Raw genomic sequence first — 14,858 nt, 5'->3', positions numbered from 1 at the left:
CGTCATGGGCGGCTAGCCTCGGCGTGTGAATCGTGCGCCGTCCGCTGCCGTCGACCTGCGCATCGAGGGGGCGCGCGTCCGCGACATCCCCTCGCTCTACGCGGAGCTCAACCGCGTCTTCATGCCCGACGAGGACTGGACTCTCGGGGAGAGCCTGGACGCCCTCGACGACCTGCTCTACGGCGGGTTCGGCGTCCTCGCCCGCGCGTCGTCCGCCCGCGTCGTGTGGGCTGATGCGACCGCCTCGCGGCAGGCACTGGGCGTCCCGCTCACCCGGGCCTACCTGGCCGCGAAGCTCGAGCGCCCAGACGTGTACGCGGCGGCGCCGGCACGCGCCGCGCTGGACGATCTCGATCGGGGCGCCGGGAAGACCTACTTCGACCTGGTGCTGGACGTGTTCGCCGGCCACCCCGAGCTCGACCTCGTGCTCGCCTGAGATTTGTCGCGGGTTCTCTTAACGGGCGCATATCGTCGCACGGGAGCATGAAGACATGTCGCTCTCGTCGTCCCCGCTGTCCGATCCCGCGATCCGCGTGCTCGTCGTCGATGATGAGCCGAACCTCCGCCATCTGCTCGGAGCGGTGCTGTCTCGGCAGGGCTGGCAGGTGGAGGTCGCCGCGACGGGGGCGAGCGCCATCGAGACCGCGCGTCGCATGAGGCCGCATCTGATGGTCCTCGATGTCGTGCTGCCCGACATCGACGGAGTCGAGGTGCTGCGTACGCTCCGGAGCGAGCTGAGCGAGACCATGGTCCTCTTCCTGACGGCCAACGGAACCGTCGCCAATCGCATCACCGGCATCGCTGCCGGTGGCGACGACTACGTGGCCAAGCCCTTCAGCGTCGAAGAGGTCGTCGTGCGCCTTCGCGGACTGCTGCGGCGCAGCCCCATGCTCATGCAGGGCGCTCCGACGCCGATGCTCGAGGTCGGCGATTTGAGGCTGAACGAGGACAACCACGAGGTCACGCGGGCAGGGGAGCAGATCCGGCTGACGGCGACGGAGTTCTCGCTGCTGCGCTTCCTGATGCTCAACGCCGACCGGGTCCTCAGCAAGGAGCAGATCCTCGATCGCGTCTGGGAGTATGACTTCGGACGGGAGTCGAACATCGTGGAGATCTACATCTCTTATCTGCGCAAGAAGATCGATCACGGGCGTGAGCCCATGATCCACACGCTGCGTCGCGTCGGCTACATCCTGCGTGCAGCTCCGACCGCTCCGGCTTCATCGTGACGCCTGCGCGGCTGGGAGGCCTGCGCACCCTGCGTGGGCGCTCGGTCGCGATGATCTCCGGGCTCCTTCTGGCGTCCGTCACCGTCTTCGGCGTCGTCTCCGTAGCCATCCTGCGGCAGAGTCTCGTCACCCAGGCCGAGTCGACGCTGTACCTCGCGAACGACACAGCCATCGGGCAGACTCTCACGGCCGTGGACGCGAGCGGAAGCGTTCCGACGTTCGACGACGTGTCACTCGCAGTTCCCTCCGACGGGTTCTTCTTCGTCATCCAGGACGGGGAGGTCGCGATGTCGGCGTTCTTCACCCGTGACTACACCTACCGTCCGATGACAGAGCGCGAACTCACCCACGTTCGTGACGGGATGGCGGAGAGCGGCTACACCACGATGATGGACGTCGCCGACGACGGCGGGTACCTCGTGACGGCCTCCGATGTCGAGGCGGCGGACGGGCAGGAGCTCACCATCGTCAGCGGTGTGGGCCTCACCGACACCGAGACGGTCGTCCGCACCTACGCCCTCTGGCTCGCGGTCGTCGGGATCGCGATCGCGGCGTTCGCCGCCGTGTTCGGCTGGCGGTGGACCCGGCAGCAGCTCGACCCGCTCGAGCGGGTCGCCGAGATCGCCGATGAGGTGGCGGCCACACCGCTCTCATCCGGCGAGATCGCCCCGCAACGCCGGGTTCCCCGTGACGTGCGGCATCTGGGGTCCGAAACCGACCGCGTCGCCGACGCGCTCAATCGCCTCCTCGACCACGTCGAGCTCTCGCTCAACGCACGTCACCGCGCCGAGGAGTCGATGCGTCGCTTCATCGCCGAGGCGAGCCACGAGCTGCGCAACCCCCTCGCCTCCATCCGCGGCTACGCCGACTTCTACGCGCAACCCGATGCCGGCGCCGACCCCCTCGAGACGCAGGGCGTCCTCCAGCGCATCGGGTCGGAGGCGTCGCGGATGAGCGCGCTCATCGACGACCTGCTCTTGCTCGCGCGTCTCGACGCCGACCCGGTGGTCGCGCGCGACGACGTCGAACTGTCGATGATCGTGGCGGAGACCGCTTCCGACGCGAGGTTCGCCTATCCCGGGCACGTCTGGCGCATCGCTCTGCCCGACGAGGACGTCACGGTGGTCGGGGATGAGGGCGCGATCCGGCAGATGCTGTTGAATCTCGTCGCCAATGCGGGGCACCACACTCCGGACGGAACCAGTGTGACCGTGTCCATCGAGACGACGTCGACCTCCGTCGAAGTGGTCGTCGAGGACGACGGACCGGGAATCGACCCCGAGGCGCTGCCCACCATCTTCGATCGCTTCACCCAGGCGGGGAGCCGGTCGCAGACACGCGGGACCACGGTCGGGCTCGGTCTCGCAATCGTGCAGGCGCTCGCGACAGCCTCGGGCTACGAGGTCTCGGTCACCAGCTCGAGCGCGGGCACGCGATTCGGGATTCGGATTCCGACGAGCACCGCCTGATCGCCGCACGCGACCAGCGCGCTTAATTCGCGCACAGGGCCACGATCTACCGTCGACCGGCCGCGCGGTATCTGCCGCACGCGCCCGTGTCATCATCCGGCCCGTCGCCGAGGAGAGCCTGCCGTGTCCCTGCCGACCACCCCGATCGCTCGAGCCCTCGAGTCGACCCGCCGTTCCTTCCGCGACCGTTGGCACGACTTCGGCCGCCCGCCCCGTCTCATGGGCGTCGATGTGGCGCGCGGCCTCGCGATCTTCGGCATGATCGGCGCGCATACCGGGATCGTGTGGATGGTCGCCGGTCCCGACGGCCCCGACCTCGCGGCGATCGTCCAGGGACGATCTTCCATCCTCTTCGCCGTGGTCGCCGGCATCTCCGTCGCTCTCGCGACCGGACGCGGACAGCGTCCCCGGGGAGAGGCACTGCGGTCCGCGCGTCTGCGCATGGCCGGCCGCGCCCTCGTCGTTCTCGCCCTCGGGCTGGCGCTGGAAATGCTCGGCAGCGGGATCGCCGTCATCCTGCCCATCTACGGCATCCTCTTCCTGATCCTCATCCCGTTCCTGGGCCTGCGTCGCCGAACCCTCGCGCTCACCGCGGCCGCGATCGCCGTGGCGGGGCCGACCGTCGTCGCGCTCCTGCGTGCGGTGACGCTCTCGGGCGCCGGCATCCCGCAGGGAATCGGCGGCACCGCGGTCGACTTCCTCCTCAGCGGCTCCTATCCGCTGACCGTGTGGCTGCCCCTGGTCCTCGCCGGGATGGCGCTCGGGCGGCTGCGACTCGACCGGCCGCGGACCGCGGCGGTGCTGCTCGGGTCCGGAGTCGGGCTCGCCGCCTTCGGCTACGGCCTGGGTGACGCGTTCAACGGAACGGTCCGCGGGTGGCTCACGGGATCGGGGAGCGTCTCGTCGTCATCCGCGCTGTCGTCTTCGGGAGTGTCGTCGCTGTTGCCGGGATCATCCTCGTCGATGCGTCCCGACGCGCGCAGCTATCTCGAACAGCTGAGCGAGGTCGATCTGGGAGCCGCGCTGTCTCAGGCGTGGGGTGTGACGCCGCACTCGGGAGGGACATGGGAGATCATCGGGTCGGGCGGATTCGCCTTCGCCGTCGTCGGCGCCTGCCTGCTCGCCGCGAGTCCGTTCCGGGCGCTGCTCGTGCCGCTGGCCGCCGTCGGATCGATGCCCCTCACGGCGTACACGGCGCACGTCGTCTCTTTCGCCGTCCTGATCTCGCCGCTCGCGCTCGCGCCGGGTCTCGCGTCGTGGGACGGCGACCCCGCCGCCAGCGGCTGGTTCTGGATCGGATGCGTCGCGGCCCTTCTCGCCGCGTGTACGACCTGGGCTCTCAGCCGCGGCCGTGGGCCCCTCGAGTCACTCGTGGCCGGCGCCGCGCATCGAGTCGATCGACCCGCGGACAGCGGAGCCCGCTAGAAACGCGGAAGGGGCCGGTCCGATCGGACCGACCCCTTCACTGCGTCGAACGCTCAGAGAGCGCGGATGTTCGTCGCCTGCAGGCCCTTCTGGCCCTGCTCCACGTCGAACTCGACCTTCTGGTTCTCGAACAGGTTGCGGTGTCCAGTGCCGGCGATGGCGCTGAAGTGCGCGAACACGTCCGCGGTGCCGTCGTCCGGAGCGATGAAGCCGAACCCCTTCTCCGAGTTGAACCATTTGACGGTGCCAGTGGCCATGTCGTCATTTTCCTTCTGTGTTCTGGGACCACCGCTGTGATGATCCGGATACCGCTGCGGCCGGGCCGCTGCGGAGTGTGTGGGGGCGAGCAGATACTCGCCGGTGTGGGCGACCGGTCCAGATAGGTGCGGTCGCGGGGCCGAGAGCACGGCCCGGGTGCGTGAGATCGACGGCGGAATGAAACGAAGTGCACGTCGGAGCGAACCGACGGAGAGGCGCGCCGTGACGCACCGACTCTCGAATGCTACGCGATTTCGGACGCCCGTGGGGCGATGCTTCGTGCAATGTCGTCGAAAGACGCGATACGACTCATGGATGCTGCGCGGTGGGGTCGCTCCCGAAGCGCGCATCGAAAGCGGCGAGGACACGAGCGCACTCCAGCACGTCCTCCGGGGTGCCGGCGAGCTCGAACTCGAACACGACCGGACGTCCCGACGCCCGGGCGAGCTCGCGGGCCGCCGCCTGGTAGTGGTCTCCGAAGTTGCGGTTGCCGGAGCCGATGATCCCGACGAGGCGCCGGCGGTTGGCGGGGGAGCGGAGGAAGGCGCGGACTGCTGCCGGCAGAGTCGCGTGAGCATCATTGCCCGCCTTGTACGACGGTGTCAGCAGGACCCAGGGTCCCGGTGCCTCGCTCGCACGCACCGTCCGCTCGGACAGGTCCCGCACCGGCCGTCCGTCCGAGTCGTGCAGGTTACGCGCGAAGCGGCGGATGAGGTTCGAGGTCGAGGAGAAGAAGTAGACCGGGAGTTGCGCCACGGGGCCCAGTCTGCGCCGGTAGAGCGCCCGAGGCAGTGCGGGGCAGCGGGAAAACCCGTATTCGATTTGTTCCGGCCCGGGGACTCTTGTGGTCAGACCACATGAGCCACACTGGGGACACGGGGTCGAGGTCCCTCCATCCCGGATTCGGACACAGACGCGGAGACCGTCCGCGCCGGGAAGGCTCACGATGTCCATCGCCGTCGACGCCCTCGTCACCCGGGCACAGCGTGCCCTCGACGAGTACGCGCACTTCACCCAGGAACAGGTCGACCACATCGTCCGCAAGGCGTCGGTGGCGGCGTTGCACCACCACGGCGAGCTCGCTGTCATGGCGGTCGAGGAGACCGGGCGCGGCCTCTTCGAGGACAAGGCCGTGAAGAACATGTTCGCCTGCGAACACGTCACCCACTCGATCATCGATCAGAAGACCGTCGGCGTCATCGCGCACGACGAGCTCACGGGGATCACCGAGATCGCCGATCCGGTCGGAGTGATCTGCGCGCTGACTCCGGTGACGAACCCGACCTCGACCGCGATCTTCAAGTCGCTCATCGCACTCAAGACGCGCAACCCGATCGTCTTCGGCTTCCACCCGTCTGCGCAGCGCTGCTCGTCGGAGGCCGCCCGCATCGTCCGCGACGCCGCGGTCGCGGCCGGTGCCCCCGCCGACTGCATCCAGTGGATCGAAGAGCCGTCGATGGAGGCGTCCGGCGAGCTGATGAACCACCCGGGCGTCGCTCTCATCCTCGCCACCGGCGGCAACGCGATGGTCCGAGCCGCGTACTCGTGCGGCAAGCCCGCCCTCGGTGTCGGCGCGGGCAACGTTCCGGCCTTCATCGAACGCACCGCCGACGTCGGCCGCGCCGTCAACGACATCGTGCTCTCGAAGTCGTTCGACATGGGCATGGTGTGCGCGAGCGAGCAGGCGGTCGTCCTGGATGGGCCCATCGCCGAAGAGGCGCTCGAGGAGTTCGCCCGCCTGCACGCCTACCGGGTGAGCAGCGAGGAGAAGGCGATGCTCGAGGAGTTCATCTTCGGTGTCACCGCCGACAGCGCCAACTGCGCCGACGCGAAGCTCAATGCGCGGGTCGTCGGTCAATCGCCGGTCTGGATCGCCGAGCAGGCGGGCTTCACGGTCCCCGCGGACACGTCCATCCTCCTGGCCGACGTTGCAGGCGTCGGCCCGCACGAGCCGCTCACGCGCGAAAAGCTCGCCCCCGTCCTCGCCGTGCTCCGTGCCGAGACTCCGGATGAGGGAATCGAGCTCTCGCGGCAGATGGTGGCGTTCGACGGGCTCGGTCACTCCGGCGCGATCCACTCGAACGACGCGGAGGTGATCGCCCGCTTCGCGGAGGTCGTCAAGGCGGTCCGCATCATCGAGAACTCGCCGTCGGCTCTCGGCGGCATCGGCGACATCTACAACGCCTTCCTGCCCTCGCTGACCCTCGGCTGCGGCTCGTACGGTCACAACTCCGTCTCCAACAACGTCTCGGCGGTGAACCTGGTGAACGTCAAGCGCGTCGGACGGCGCAACAACAACCTGCAGTGGTTCAAGATCCCGGCGAAGACCTACTTCGAGCCGCACGCGATCCGGTACCTGGCCGACATGAGGGGAGTCGAGCGGGTCAGCATCATCACCGATGAGACCATGACCTCGCTCGGCTACGTCGACCGCATCACCGATGTCCTGAACCGGCGCGAGAACCGTGTCCAGGTGCAGTTGCTGAACCAGGTCCGGCCCGAGCCGAAGGTCTCGGAGGTCGTGGCGGGCGCGGAGCAGCTGCGCCAGTTCCAGCCCGACACGATCATCGCGCTCGGTGGCGGGTCACCGATGGATGCCGCGAAGGTGATGTGGCTGCTGTACGAGAACCCCGAGATCGAATTCTCCGACATGCGGGAGAAGTTCTTCGACGTGCGCAAGCGTGCGTTCACCTTCCCCGAGATGGGCAAGAAGGCCAAGCTGGTCTGCGTCCCCACCACGTCGGGAACGGGCTCGGAGATGACTCCATTCGCCGTCATCACCGACGACGCCACCGGGATGAAGTATCCGCTGGCCGACTACGCGCTGACACCGTCCGTCGCCATCATCGATCCTGAGCTGACGCGCGTGCTTCCGGGTTTCCTCGTGGCCGACGCCGGCTTCGACGCTCTGACGCACGCGACCGAGGCCTACGTGTCGGTGTACGCCAACGACTACACCGACGGGCTCTGCCTGCACGCGATCAAGCTCATCTTCGAGAACATCGAGCGCAGCACGAAGGCGCAACCGGGATCGACCGACAGCGCGGATCGGAAGGCTCGCGAGAAGATGCACAACGCTGCATCGATAGCCGGTATGGCCTTCGGCAACGCGTTCCTCGGGATCGTGCACGCGATGGCGCACGTCACCGGCGCCACGTACAAGCTCGTGCACGGACGGACCAACGCGGTCTACCTGCCGCACGTGATCCGGTACAACGGCACCGTCCCGACGAAGCTCACGAGCTGGCCCAAGTACGAGCGGTACATCGCTCCTGAGCGCTTCCAGCAGATCGCGCAGCACCTCGGGCTTCCCGCCGCGACGCCGGAAGAAGGTGTCGAGAGCTACGCCCGCGCGGTGGAGGATCTGCGTGACCGCGTCGGCATCGAGCGCTCGTTCCAGGCGCAGGGCGTCGACGAGGCCCGCTTCCTCGACAACCTGCACAGCCTCGCGATGGCCGCTTACGAGGATCAGTGCGCCCCCGCGAACCCGCGGATGCCGATGATCGACGACATGAAGACGCTCATGGAAGCCGCGTACTACGGCACCTCGTTCGCCGATGTGCGCGCCACCCGTGCCGCGGCCGTCGTCGCCGCGGACGCCGCCCTCCCGGCGACTCCCGTCGATGCGCAGACCCCCGACGCACCCGCGAAGAAGGGCAGCGGGAAGGCGAAGGCGGCGCACGGCGCCTGACGGCGATCCGCGGAGCGCAGGGCCGGACCGAGGTGTCCGGCCCTGCGCCTACGCTGTAGCCATGCAGCAGCGCAGCCTCGCTTCGACCTCCCGTTCCGTCTCGGCCATCGGCCTCGGCACCTGGCAGCTCGGTGCCGACTGGGGCGAGGTCGACGACGGCCAGGCTCTGGCCGTCTTGGAAGCGTCCGCCGATGCCGGCGTGACCCTCTTCGACACCGCCGACGTCTACGGCGATGGCCGCAGCGAGACGACCATCGGCCGATTCCTCGCCGGCCGACCCGGCCACGGCATCACCGTCGCAACCAAGATGGGGCGCCGCGAGGCGCAGGTGCCCGAGAACTACAACCGCGAGAACTTCCGTGCCTGGACGGAGCGGTCGCGCCGCAACCTCGGCGTCGACACGCTCGACCTCGTGCAGCTGCACTGCCCGCCGTCGGCCGTCATCGAGTCGGACGACACCTACGACGCGCTCGACGAGTTGGTTCAAGACGGAGCGATCGCCGCTTACGGGGTCTCGGTCGAGACCGCGGCGCAGGCGCTCGCCGCGATCGCGCGGCCGAACGTCACGAACATCCAGATCATCCTCAACCCGTTCCGGTTGAAGCCGCTCGACGAGGTGCTCCCGGCAGCCCGAGCCGCCGGCGTCGCGATCTTCGCGCGCGTCCCGCTCGCGTCGGGGCTGCTGAGCGGCCGTTACACCGAGCACACCGAGTTCGCGGCGAACGACCACCGGTCGTATAACCGCAACGGCGAGGCTTTCGACCGCGGCGAGACCTTCTCGGGGGTGGACTTCGAGACCGGCGTCAAGGCAGCCCGGCGGCTTGCGGCTGCCCTTCCCGAAGGCATCACCCTGCCCGCGGCGACGCTCGCGTGGATCGCGTCGCGTCCGGGCGTCACGAGCGTCATCCCGGGAGCCCGGACGACCGAGCAGGCCCGCGCGAACGCAGCCGCGGCGGCGCTGCTCGATGACGGCACCGATCTGACCGGCTTCTCCGACGCGGCCGCGGAGGTTTACGACGAGCTCCTCCGAGCAGACATCCACCCGCACTGGTGACCGTGCGAGCGGCGTGGCGGGGTGTCTCCTGTGGACACCCCGCCACGCTCGCTTCGGGGGCGGCCTACGCTGATCGCGTGAAGATGGAATTCGACGCGGAGGTGTTCCGCTGGGAGGCCCGCACCCAGGATTGGTACTTCGCGGCGGTGCCGGAAGAGCCCAGCGCCGACATCCGAGAGATCCCGCGGATGCCGCGGGGGTTCGGGTCCGTTCGGGTGCGGGCGACGATCGGCGATTCCACGTGGGAGACCTCGATCTTTCCGGATGCCGGGCGCGGCGGTTACGTCCTCCCGTTGAAGCAAGCGATCCGCCGCGCCGAATCGATCGGATCCGACGGCGTCGTCCGGGTGATACTCGAGGTCCTCGACGCGTGACGCCGCTGGCGATCGCGACGATCGTGGTCGTGGCTGCCTGTGCCGCGCTGAGTGTCGCGCTGGCGGCGGTCGACATCGCGACGCACCGGCTTCCGAACCGCCTCGTCCTCGGATTGACGGGCGCGGCCGCGAGCCTCGCGGTGCTCTCCGCCATCGAACAGGCTTCGATGGGGCCGATCGCCGGCGCGGCGGGCGCCGGAGTCGTGCTGTTCGTCGTCTACTACCTCCTGCACCGGGGCGGTCGGGCGCTGGGCGGGGGAGACGTCAAGCTCGCGGCGGCGATCGGGCTGCTCACGGGCACGCACGACTGGGTGGCGCCGCTCGTCGCGACCGCGCTCGCGTTCTTCTGCGGCGGTCTCGTCGCCGTCGTCGTCATCGCCGCCCGCCGCGGCGACCGGCATACCCGGATACCGTTCGGCCCCTTCATGCTGCTCGGCGCATGGGCAGTCGTCGGGGGTGTCTGGGCCGGGATCTGAGGCGTGTCAAGTGCGCGGGGGCGAGGGTGAGCGCCGCGCTATCGTGGCGGCATGGCCGAGTCCACGTTCATCTCCCGCTCGATCGCGTGGGCGCTGCAGCGCAAACCGGTGCGCGCGTTCCTGCTGTACAGCGAGCACCGTGGACCGGTGCTCGCCGACAGCGTCACCTATCGCACCCTGTTCAGCGTGTTCGCCGGCGTGCTGTTGGGGTTCTCCGTCGCGGCGCTCTGGCTTGCCGGTGACCCCGTCGCGTGGCAGGCGCTCATCGACGCCGTGAACCGTGTCATCCCGGGACTCGTCGGAAACAACGGCCTCATCAAGCTCGACGACATCCAGGCCCCGGCCGGGCTGACCATCGCGGGTGTCATCGCCACCGTCGGTCTGGTCGGTGCGGCGATCGGTGCGATCGGTTCGCTCCGTACCGCCATGCGCGCGATCGCGGATCAACTGACCGATGATGTGCTTTTCGTCTGGGTCCTGCTGCGCAACCTCGCACTCGCGATCGGCATCGGCGGGGCGCTCGTCGCCGCTGCCGGCGTGACGTTCCTCGGGACGGCCGGGGTCGGACTGCTCGCCGACCTCCTCGGTTTCTCCGACGAGAACCCGCTCGTGCAATTCGGCGGCTGGGCCGTGTCGCTGGTGGTGGTGTTCGCCCTCGACGCGGTCGCTGTCGCCGTGCTCTTCCGGGTCCTGTCCGGGGTGAAGGTTCGAAAGCGTGCACTGTGGAGCGGCGCGCTGCTCGGCGCCGCCGGGCTGACGGTGCTGCAGCAACTGTCGGGCCTGTTCGTCGGTGGTGCCACCTCGAACCCGCTGCTGGCGTCGTTCGCCTCACTGATCGCGCTGCTGCTGTGGCTCAACCTTTCATCGCAGGTCATCCTCATCGCGACCGCCTACATCGTCACGGGCGTGCGTGAAGAGGAAGACCGCGTTCGGGCGCGCTTCGGCGCCACCACCTTCCTGCAGCGTCGCGTGCAGCGCGCGGAGGACGCCGTCTCCGCCGCCGCCCGGGAGCTCGAGAAGGCGCGCGAGCTCGAGGCCGAGGAACGCGCGAAAGCGGGCGGCTGACTCGCCGGCCTCAGTCGCCGACGGAGCTCGTCCGAGGAGGGCGCAGTCCGGCGCGCAGGTCCAGGACGACCTCGCTCTCAACCCGCCCGCCCGCGGCCGCGCGCATCACCGCACGGTGCTCCGCGTCGATCGCACGAGGCGACGCATCTGCGACCGCCTGCGAGCGCGCGAGGTCGTCGGTCTGCATGGCGTAGACGATGACCGGACCATCCGTCGTATCGATGATCATCGCGGTCTCGTGCTCGACCCCCTCAGCCGCGAGCGACTCCAGCGCCTCCGCGCGCCGAGGGCCGTCGATCTCGCGCAACCACTCGATGACGCGCTCGCGATGATCGGGGCGAAGACGCCGAGCCACCAAATGGATCACGGCATGAGACTAGCGACCTAGCGCGCGTAGCGCTCGACGAACGCGCGGAGGATCGACCCCGTGTGGGTGACCGGGCTGCGGCTCACGGCGCTCAGGGTGAGGTCGAGCTCGTCAGGCGCGAAGTAGCCGTAGTCGGCGTAGGCGTGGATGCGAGTCGTGATGCCGGCGAGGTCGAGTTCTGGATGGAACTGCGTCGCGTAGACGTTCTCGCCGACCCGGAACATCTGCACGGGGCACGCCTCGGAGGAAGCAAGCAGGACGGCACGGGGAGGAAGGGCCGAGATCGCTTCCTTGTGTCCGACGAAGCCGGCGAACGTCGGCGGCATCCCCGCCAGGAGCGGATCGCGCCGCCCCGCATCCGTCAGCTCGACGTCGACGACGCTGATGGGCTCGCCGAACCGTCGGTCGATCGTCGCCCCGAGAAACGCACCCACCGTGCCGATTCCGTAGCACGCACCGAGGAACGCGGCGTCCTGTGCGACGACCCGTGCCAGAAGGTCGGCGAACTCGGCCTCGACCCGGCGCTGAACGGCGGATTTCTGCTCATACGGATCAGACGCGTTGAACGGGCCACCGCCGACGAAGATGCCCGAGATGTCGTCGAGGTCTATCTCGGGCATCGGTTCCGACTCGAGTCGCACGCGCCGGAGCGAGGCAGGTTCGAGCCCGGTGTGGCGTAGGAAGAGCTCGTACTCTTCGTCGGCGGGCACGTCTTCGGCCCGGGTGGCGAGCAGCACGAACGGCTTCACGCCGAGGGGAGCTTTCGTAGTCGCCGAGCACGCATGGCGCAAGCGTATCGGCCGGTCCGGACGGCGCGGGTATCGTCGGGAGACAGGAGGTCAGAACATGGCTATTGCACGACTGCACGGTGGTCCCCTCGACGGGCAGACCCTTCCGCTGGACGACGACGCGTCAGACCGGCTCATCCTTCCCTACAGCGAGACCCAGGTGGTCTACGAACGCTCCGGCGAGCCGGAGAACACCGGCGAGGGCGACGGACCGACGTCGTCGGAGTTCCACTTCGTCGAAGCCGAGGGCGACATCGACCCCTCGACCGACGAGCGCGACGACCGCGTCACCAGTGACGACTGAGCCGCGCAGCTCACTCGAGGTCGAGCGGAAGTACGACGTCGGCGACGAGGCGAGCGTTCCCGACTGGTCGCTCCTCCCCGGCGTCGCGACCGTCGGCGCAGCCGAGCCCCGTGAACTCGATGCGCGCTACCTCGACACCGCCGACGGACGACTCGCCGCCGCGCTGACCGCGCTGCGGCGACGCACAGGCGGCCCCGACGAGGGGTGGCACGTGAAGCGGTCCACGCCCGAGGGCAAGCTCGAGACCCATTGGCCCCTCGACGACGCGGATGAGGCGGCCCCACCCGACGTGCCGGACGCCATCGTCGCCGAGCTCGCCGAGGTGGCGCAGCCGCCCTTCGAGGTCATCGCCCGCATCCGGAACTCGCGCACCGCCTTCGCCCTGCTCGACGCCGCGGGCGATCTGGTCGCGGAGTTCGTCGACGATCGGGTGACGGCCACGGACGAACGGTCGGGACGAACGAGCTCATGGCGGGAGTGGGAGCTCGAGCTGGGCCCCGCGGCGCCCGCCAGCGCGGCCGGTGTCGCCGAGCTCTTCGCAGCTGCCGACGAGCTGGTCGCATCCGCCGGGGGAGCGCCCGCGGCATCCGAATCCAAGCTCGGACGCGCCCTCGGACGCTGAGCATCCCGGGTTCGATCAGCCGCAAAGACGAACGCACCGCCGGCCGGGGCCGAGCGGTGCGTTCGTCTTCTGGCGACGCGAGCGTCAGAGGTTGATCATGTGACCCGCGAGACCGTGGAAGGCCTCCTGAAGGCCTTCCGACAGGGTCGGGTGCGTGTGGACGTTGCGCGCGGCCTCGAGCGCAGTGAGGTCCCACTTCTGAGCCAGGGTCAGCTCCGGCAGCAGCTCCGAGACGTCGGGGCCGATGAGGTGCCCGCCGAGGAGCTCCAGGTGCTCGGCGTCGGCGATGAGCTTGACGAAACCGACGGGCTCGCCCAGGCCGTTGGCCTTGCCGTTCGCCGAGAACGGGAACTTCGCGACCTTGACGTCGTAGCCCGCGTCGCGCGCCTGCTGCTCGGTCAGGCCGAACGATGCCACCTGCGGCGAGCAGAACGTCGCACGCGGCATGTTGCGGTAGTCGCCGAGCGTCTGCGTCTCGGCGCCGCCGATGGTCTCCGCCGCGACGACACCCTGCGCCTCGGCGACGTGCGCGAGCTGCAGCTTGGCGGTGACGTCGCCGATCGCGTAGATGCCCTCGACGTTCGTCCGCATGTGGTCGTCGATGTCGATCGCGCCGCGCTCGGTGAGCTTCACGCCGGTGTTCTCGAGACCGAAGCCCTCGACCCGGGGAGCGAAGCCGATCGACATGAGGACCTTGTCGGCCTCGATCTGCCCCTTCGCGCCGTCGGCGTTGGCCGAGTACGAGACGGTGACCTTATCGCCCGAGTCGACGATCTGCTCGACCTTGGTCGAGGTGAGGATGTCGATGCCGTACTTCTTGTACTGCTTCTGGATCTCCTTCGAGACCTCGACGTCCTCGTTGGGGAGGGCGCGGTCGAGGAACTCGATGATCGTGACCTTCACGCCGTAGTTCGACATGACGAAGGCGAACTCCATGCCGATCGCGCCGGCGCCGACGATGACGATCGAGTTCGGCAGGTCACGGGTGAGGATCTGCTCCTCGTAGGTCACGACGTTGTCGCTGAGCTGCACACCGGGAAGGAGTCGCACGGTCGAGCCGGTGGCGATGATGACGTTGTCGAACGTGACGGTCTCCTGCGAGCCGTCGGCCTTGGTCACCTGGATCGACTTCGCGTCGAGGAACGACCCGCGTCCCTCGTACTCGGTGACCTTGTTCTTCTTCATCAGGAAGTGGATGCCCTTGACGTGCGTCTCGGCCACCTTGCGGCTGCGGTCGAACGCGGTGCCGAAGTCGAAGTTCACATCCCCGCTGATCCCGAAGAGATCGGCCTTGTGCTTGAAGGTGTGGGCGAGGTCGGCGTTCTTCAGCAGAGCCTTGGAGGGGATGCAGCCGACGTTGAGGCAGACGCCTCCCCAGTACTTCTCTTCGATGATCGCGACGGACTGTCCGAGCTGCGCAGCGCGGACAGCTGCGACATACCCGCCGGGGCCCGCGCCGAGGATGACGACGTTGTAGTGAGGCATGCTCCCAGCCTAGTCCTCGGTGCGCCGCCGAGACGCCGCGACGAGGGCGATGACGAGGGCGATCACACCGGCGACCACGACGACCGCGACGACGATCCAGAACACCGCGGGCAGGCCCTCGGCCGGTGCCGTCTCGGTGGTTCCACCGGCGGGCGACCCGGCGATCCTGCAGAGCTATCTGTTCACCGCCGGCTTCGCGGTTGCGACGGTCATCGTCGTGAACGTCATCGCGTTCCTGCTCGCCGTGGGTC

16 protein-coding genes and 1 pseudogene are annotated in these 14,858 nt (G+C 68.8%); 12 read left to right on the top strand and 5 right to left on the bottom strand.

What is annotated here, in order from left to right:
- Window positions 1–25 precede the first annotated feature (25 nt).
- The 4 genes from CBF90_RS13675 (at window position 26) to CBF90_RS13660 (ending at window position 4,123) form a co-directional block, all read left to right on the top strand.
- Window positions 26–436, top strand: a complete 411-nt coding sequence (locus CBF90_RS13675) for a barstar family protein (protein WP_172407848.1) — start codon at window positions 26–28, stop codon at window positions 434–436.
- A gap of 55 nt (window positions 437–491) precedes the next feature.
- Window positions 492–1,229, top strand: coding sequence for a response regulator transcription factor (locus CBF90_RS13670; RefSeq protein ID WP_023951628.1), 738 nt, complete (start codon window positions 492–494; stop codon window positions 1,227–1,229).
- Window positions 1,226–2,698 carry a HAMP domain-containing sensor histidine kinase gene (locus tag CBF90_RS13665; protein ID WP_141097168.1) on the top strand — a complete coding sequence of 491 codons (1,473 nt, stop codon included), beginning with the start codon at window positions 1,226–1,228 and terminating at the stop codon, window positions 2,696–2,698. The genes CBF90_RS13670 and CBF90_RS13665 overlap by 4 nt, the downstream gene beginning before the upstream one ends.
- Window positions 2,699–2,821: 123 nt before the next feature.
- Entirely contained in the window at window positions 2,822–4,123 is a 1,302-nt protein-coding gene (locus tag CBF90_RS13660; RefSeq protein WP_242435682.1) for a heparan-alpha-glucosaminide N-acetyltransferase domain-containing protein, read from the top strand.
- Between the two features lie 53 nt (window positions 4,124–4,176).
- Here CBF90_RS13660 and CBF90_RS13655 read toward each other — a convergent pair whose 3' ends face one another.
- Together CBF90_RS13655 and nrdI are read right to left on the bottom strand one after the other, a co-directional pair.
- Complete coding sequence (locus CBF90_RS13655; RefSeq protein WP_023951622.1) at window positions 4,177–4,380, bottom strand: cold-shock protein; 204 nt, start codon at window positions 4,378–4,380, stop codon at window positions 4,177–4,179.
- 310 nt (window positions 4,381–4,690) lie between these two features.
- Window positions 4,691–5,137, bottom strand: a complete 447-nt coding sequence (gene nrdI / locus CBF90_RS13650; protein WP_088380849.1) for a class Ib ribonucleoside-diphosphate reductase assembly flavoprotein NrdI — start codon at window positions 5,135–5,137, stop codon at window positions 4,691–4,693.
- A 190-nt stretch (window positions 5,138–5,327) separates the two neighbouring features.
- Here nrdI and adhE point away from each other — a divergent pair, with 190 nt between their 5' ends.
- The 5 genes from adhE to CBF90_RS13625 all read left to right on the top strand — a co-directional run bounded on the left by adhE (window position 5,328) and on the right by CBF90_RS13625 (window position 11,041).
- A complete protein-coding gene (gene adhE, locus CBF90_RS13645) occupies window positions 5,328–8,072 on the top strand; it encodes a bifunctional acetaldehyde-CoA/alcohol dehydrogenase (RefSeq protein ID WP_064956866.1) in 2,745 nt (914 codons plus the stop codon).
- Window positions 8,073–8,133: 61 nt separating this feature from the next.
- On the top strand, window positions 8,134–9,126 hold the full coding sequence (locus tag CBF90_RS13640; protein ID WP_088380848.1) for an aldo/keto reductase: 993 nt from the start codon (window positions 8,134–8,136) through the stop codon (window positions 9,124–9,126).
- Between the two features lie 77 nt (window positions 9,127–9,203).
- Window positions 9,204–9,500 (top strand): DUF1905 domain-containing protein, encoded by a 297-nt coding sequence (locus CBF90_RS13635; protein WP_064956864.1) that lies wholly within the window; start codon window positions 9,204–9,206, stop codon window positions 9,498–9,500.
- The gene (locus tag CBF90_RS13630; RefSeq protein ID WP_064956863.1) at window positions 9,497–9,976 is read left to right on the top strand and encodes an A24 family peptidase; all 480 of its coding nucleotides are present in this window, start codon (window positions 9,497–9,499) and stop codon (window positions 9,974–9,976) included. The genes CBF90_RS13635 and CBF90_RS13630 overlap by 4 nt, the downstream gene beginning before the upstream one ends.
- A 51-nt stretch (window positions 9,977–10,027) precedes the next feature.
- The gene (locus CBF90_RS13625; RefSeq protein WP_064956862.1) at window positions 10,028–11,041 is read left to right on the top strand and encodes a YihY/virulence factor BrkB family protein; all 1,014 of its coding nucleotides are present in this window, start codon (window positions 10,028–10,030) and stop codon (window positions 11,039–11,041) included.
- A 10-nt stretch (window positions 11,042–11,051) separates the two neighbouring features.
- On the opposite strand, the gene CBF90_RS13620 is transcribed toward CBF90_RS13625, so the two are convergent.
- Both CBF90_RS13620 and CBF90_RS13615 read right to left on the bottom strand, forming a co-directional pair.
- Complete coding sequence (locus CBF90_RS13620; RefSeq protein ID WP_141097167.1) at window positions 11,052–11,408, bottom strand: DUF6176 family protein; 357 nt, start codon at window positions 11,406–11,408, stop codon at window positions 11,052–11,054.
- 17 nt (window positions 11,409–11,425) lie between these two features.
- A complete protein-coding gene (locus tag CBF90_RS13615) occupies window positions 11,426–12,157 on the bottom strand; it encodes a glutamine amidotransferase (RefSeq protein ID WP_064956860.1) in 732 nt (243 codons plus the stop codon).
- Window positions 12,158–12,254: 97 nt separating this feature from the next.
- On the opposite strand from CBF90_RS13615, the gene CBF90_RS13610 reads away from it, so the two are divergent.
- On the top strand, window positions 12,255–12,500 hold the full coding sequence (locus tag CBF90_RS13610; protein WP_023951604.1) for a hypothetical protein: 246 nt from the start codon (window positions 12,255–12,257) through the stop codon (window positions 12,498–12,500).
- Window positions 12,490–13,122 carry a CYTH domain-containing protein gene (locus CBF90_RS13605; RefSeq protein WP_023951602.1) on the top strand — a complete coding sequence of 211 codons (633 nt, stop codon included), beginning with the start codon at window positions 12,490–12,492 and terminating at the stop codon, window positions 13,120–13,122. The genes CBF90_RS13610 and CBF90_RS13605 overlap by 11 nt, the downstream gene beginning before the upstream one ends.
- A gap of 84 nt (window positions 13,123–13,206) precedes the next feature.
- On the opposite strand, the gene lpdA is transcribed toward CBF90_RS13605, so the two are convergent.
- Window positions 13,207–14,607, bottom strand: coding sequence for a dihydrolipoyl dehydrogenase (gene lpdA, locus CBF90_RS13600; RefSeq protein WP_023951600.1), 1,401 nt, complete (start codon window positions 14,605–14,607; stop codon window positions 13,207–13,209).
- Window positions 14,608–14,656: 49 nt separating this feature from the next.
- Between lpdA and CBF90_RS18810 the strand changes: the two are divergent.
- A pseudogene (locus CBF90_RS18810) lies at window positions 14,657–14,858 on the top strand (sugar ABC transporter permease); the annotation flags it as partial.

The organism is Microbacterium sp. AISO3, from assembly GCF_002204305.1.
GTDB lineage: Bacteria > Actinomycetota > Actinomycetes > Actinomycetales > Microbacteriaceae > Microbacterium > Microbacterium arborescens.
This window is presented reverse-complemented; position numbering and strand designations above follow the sequence as displayed.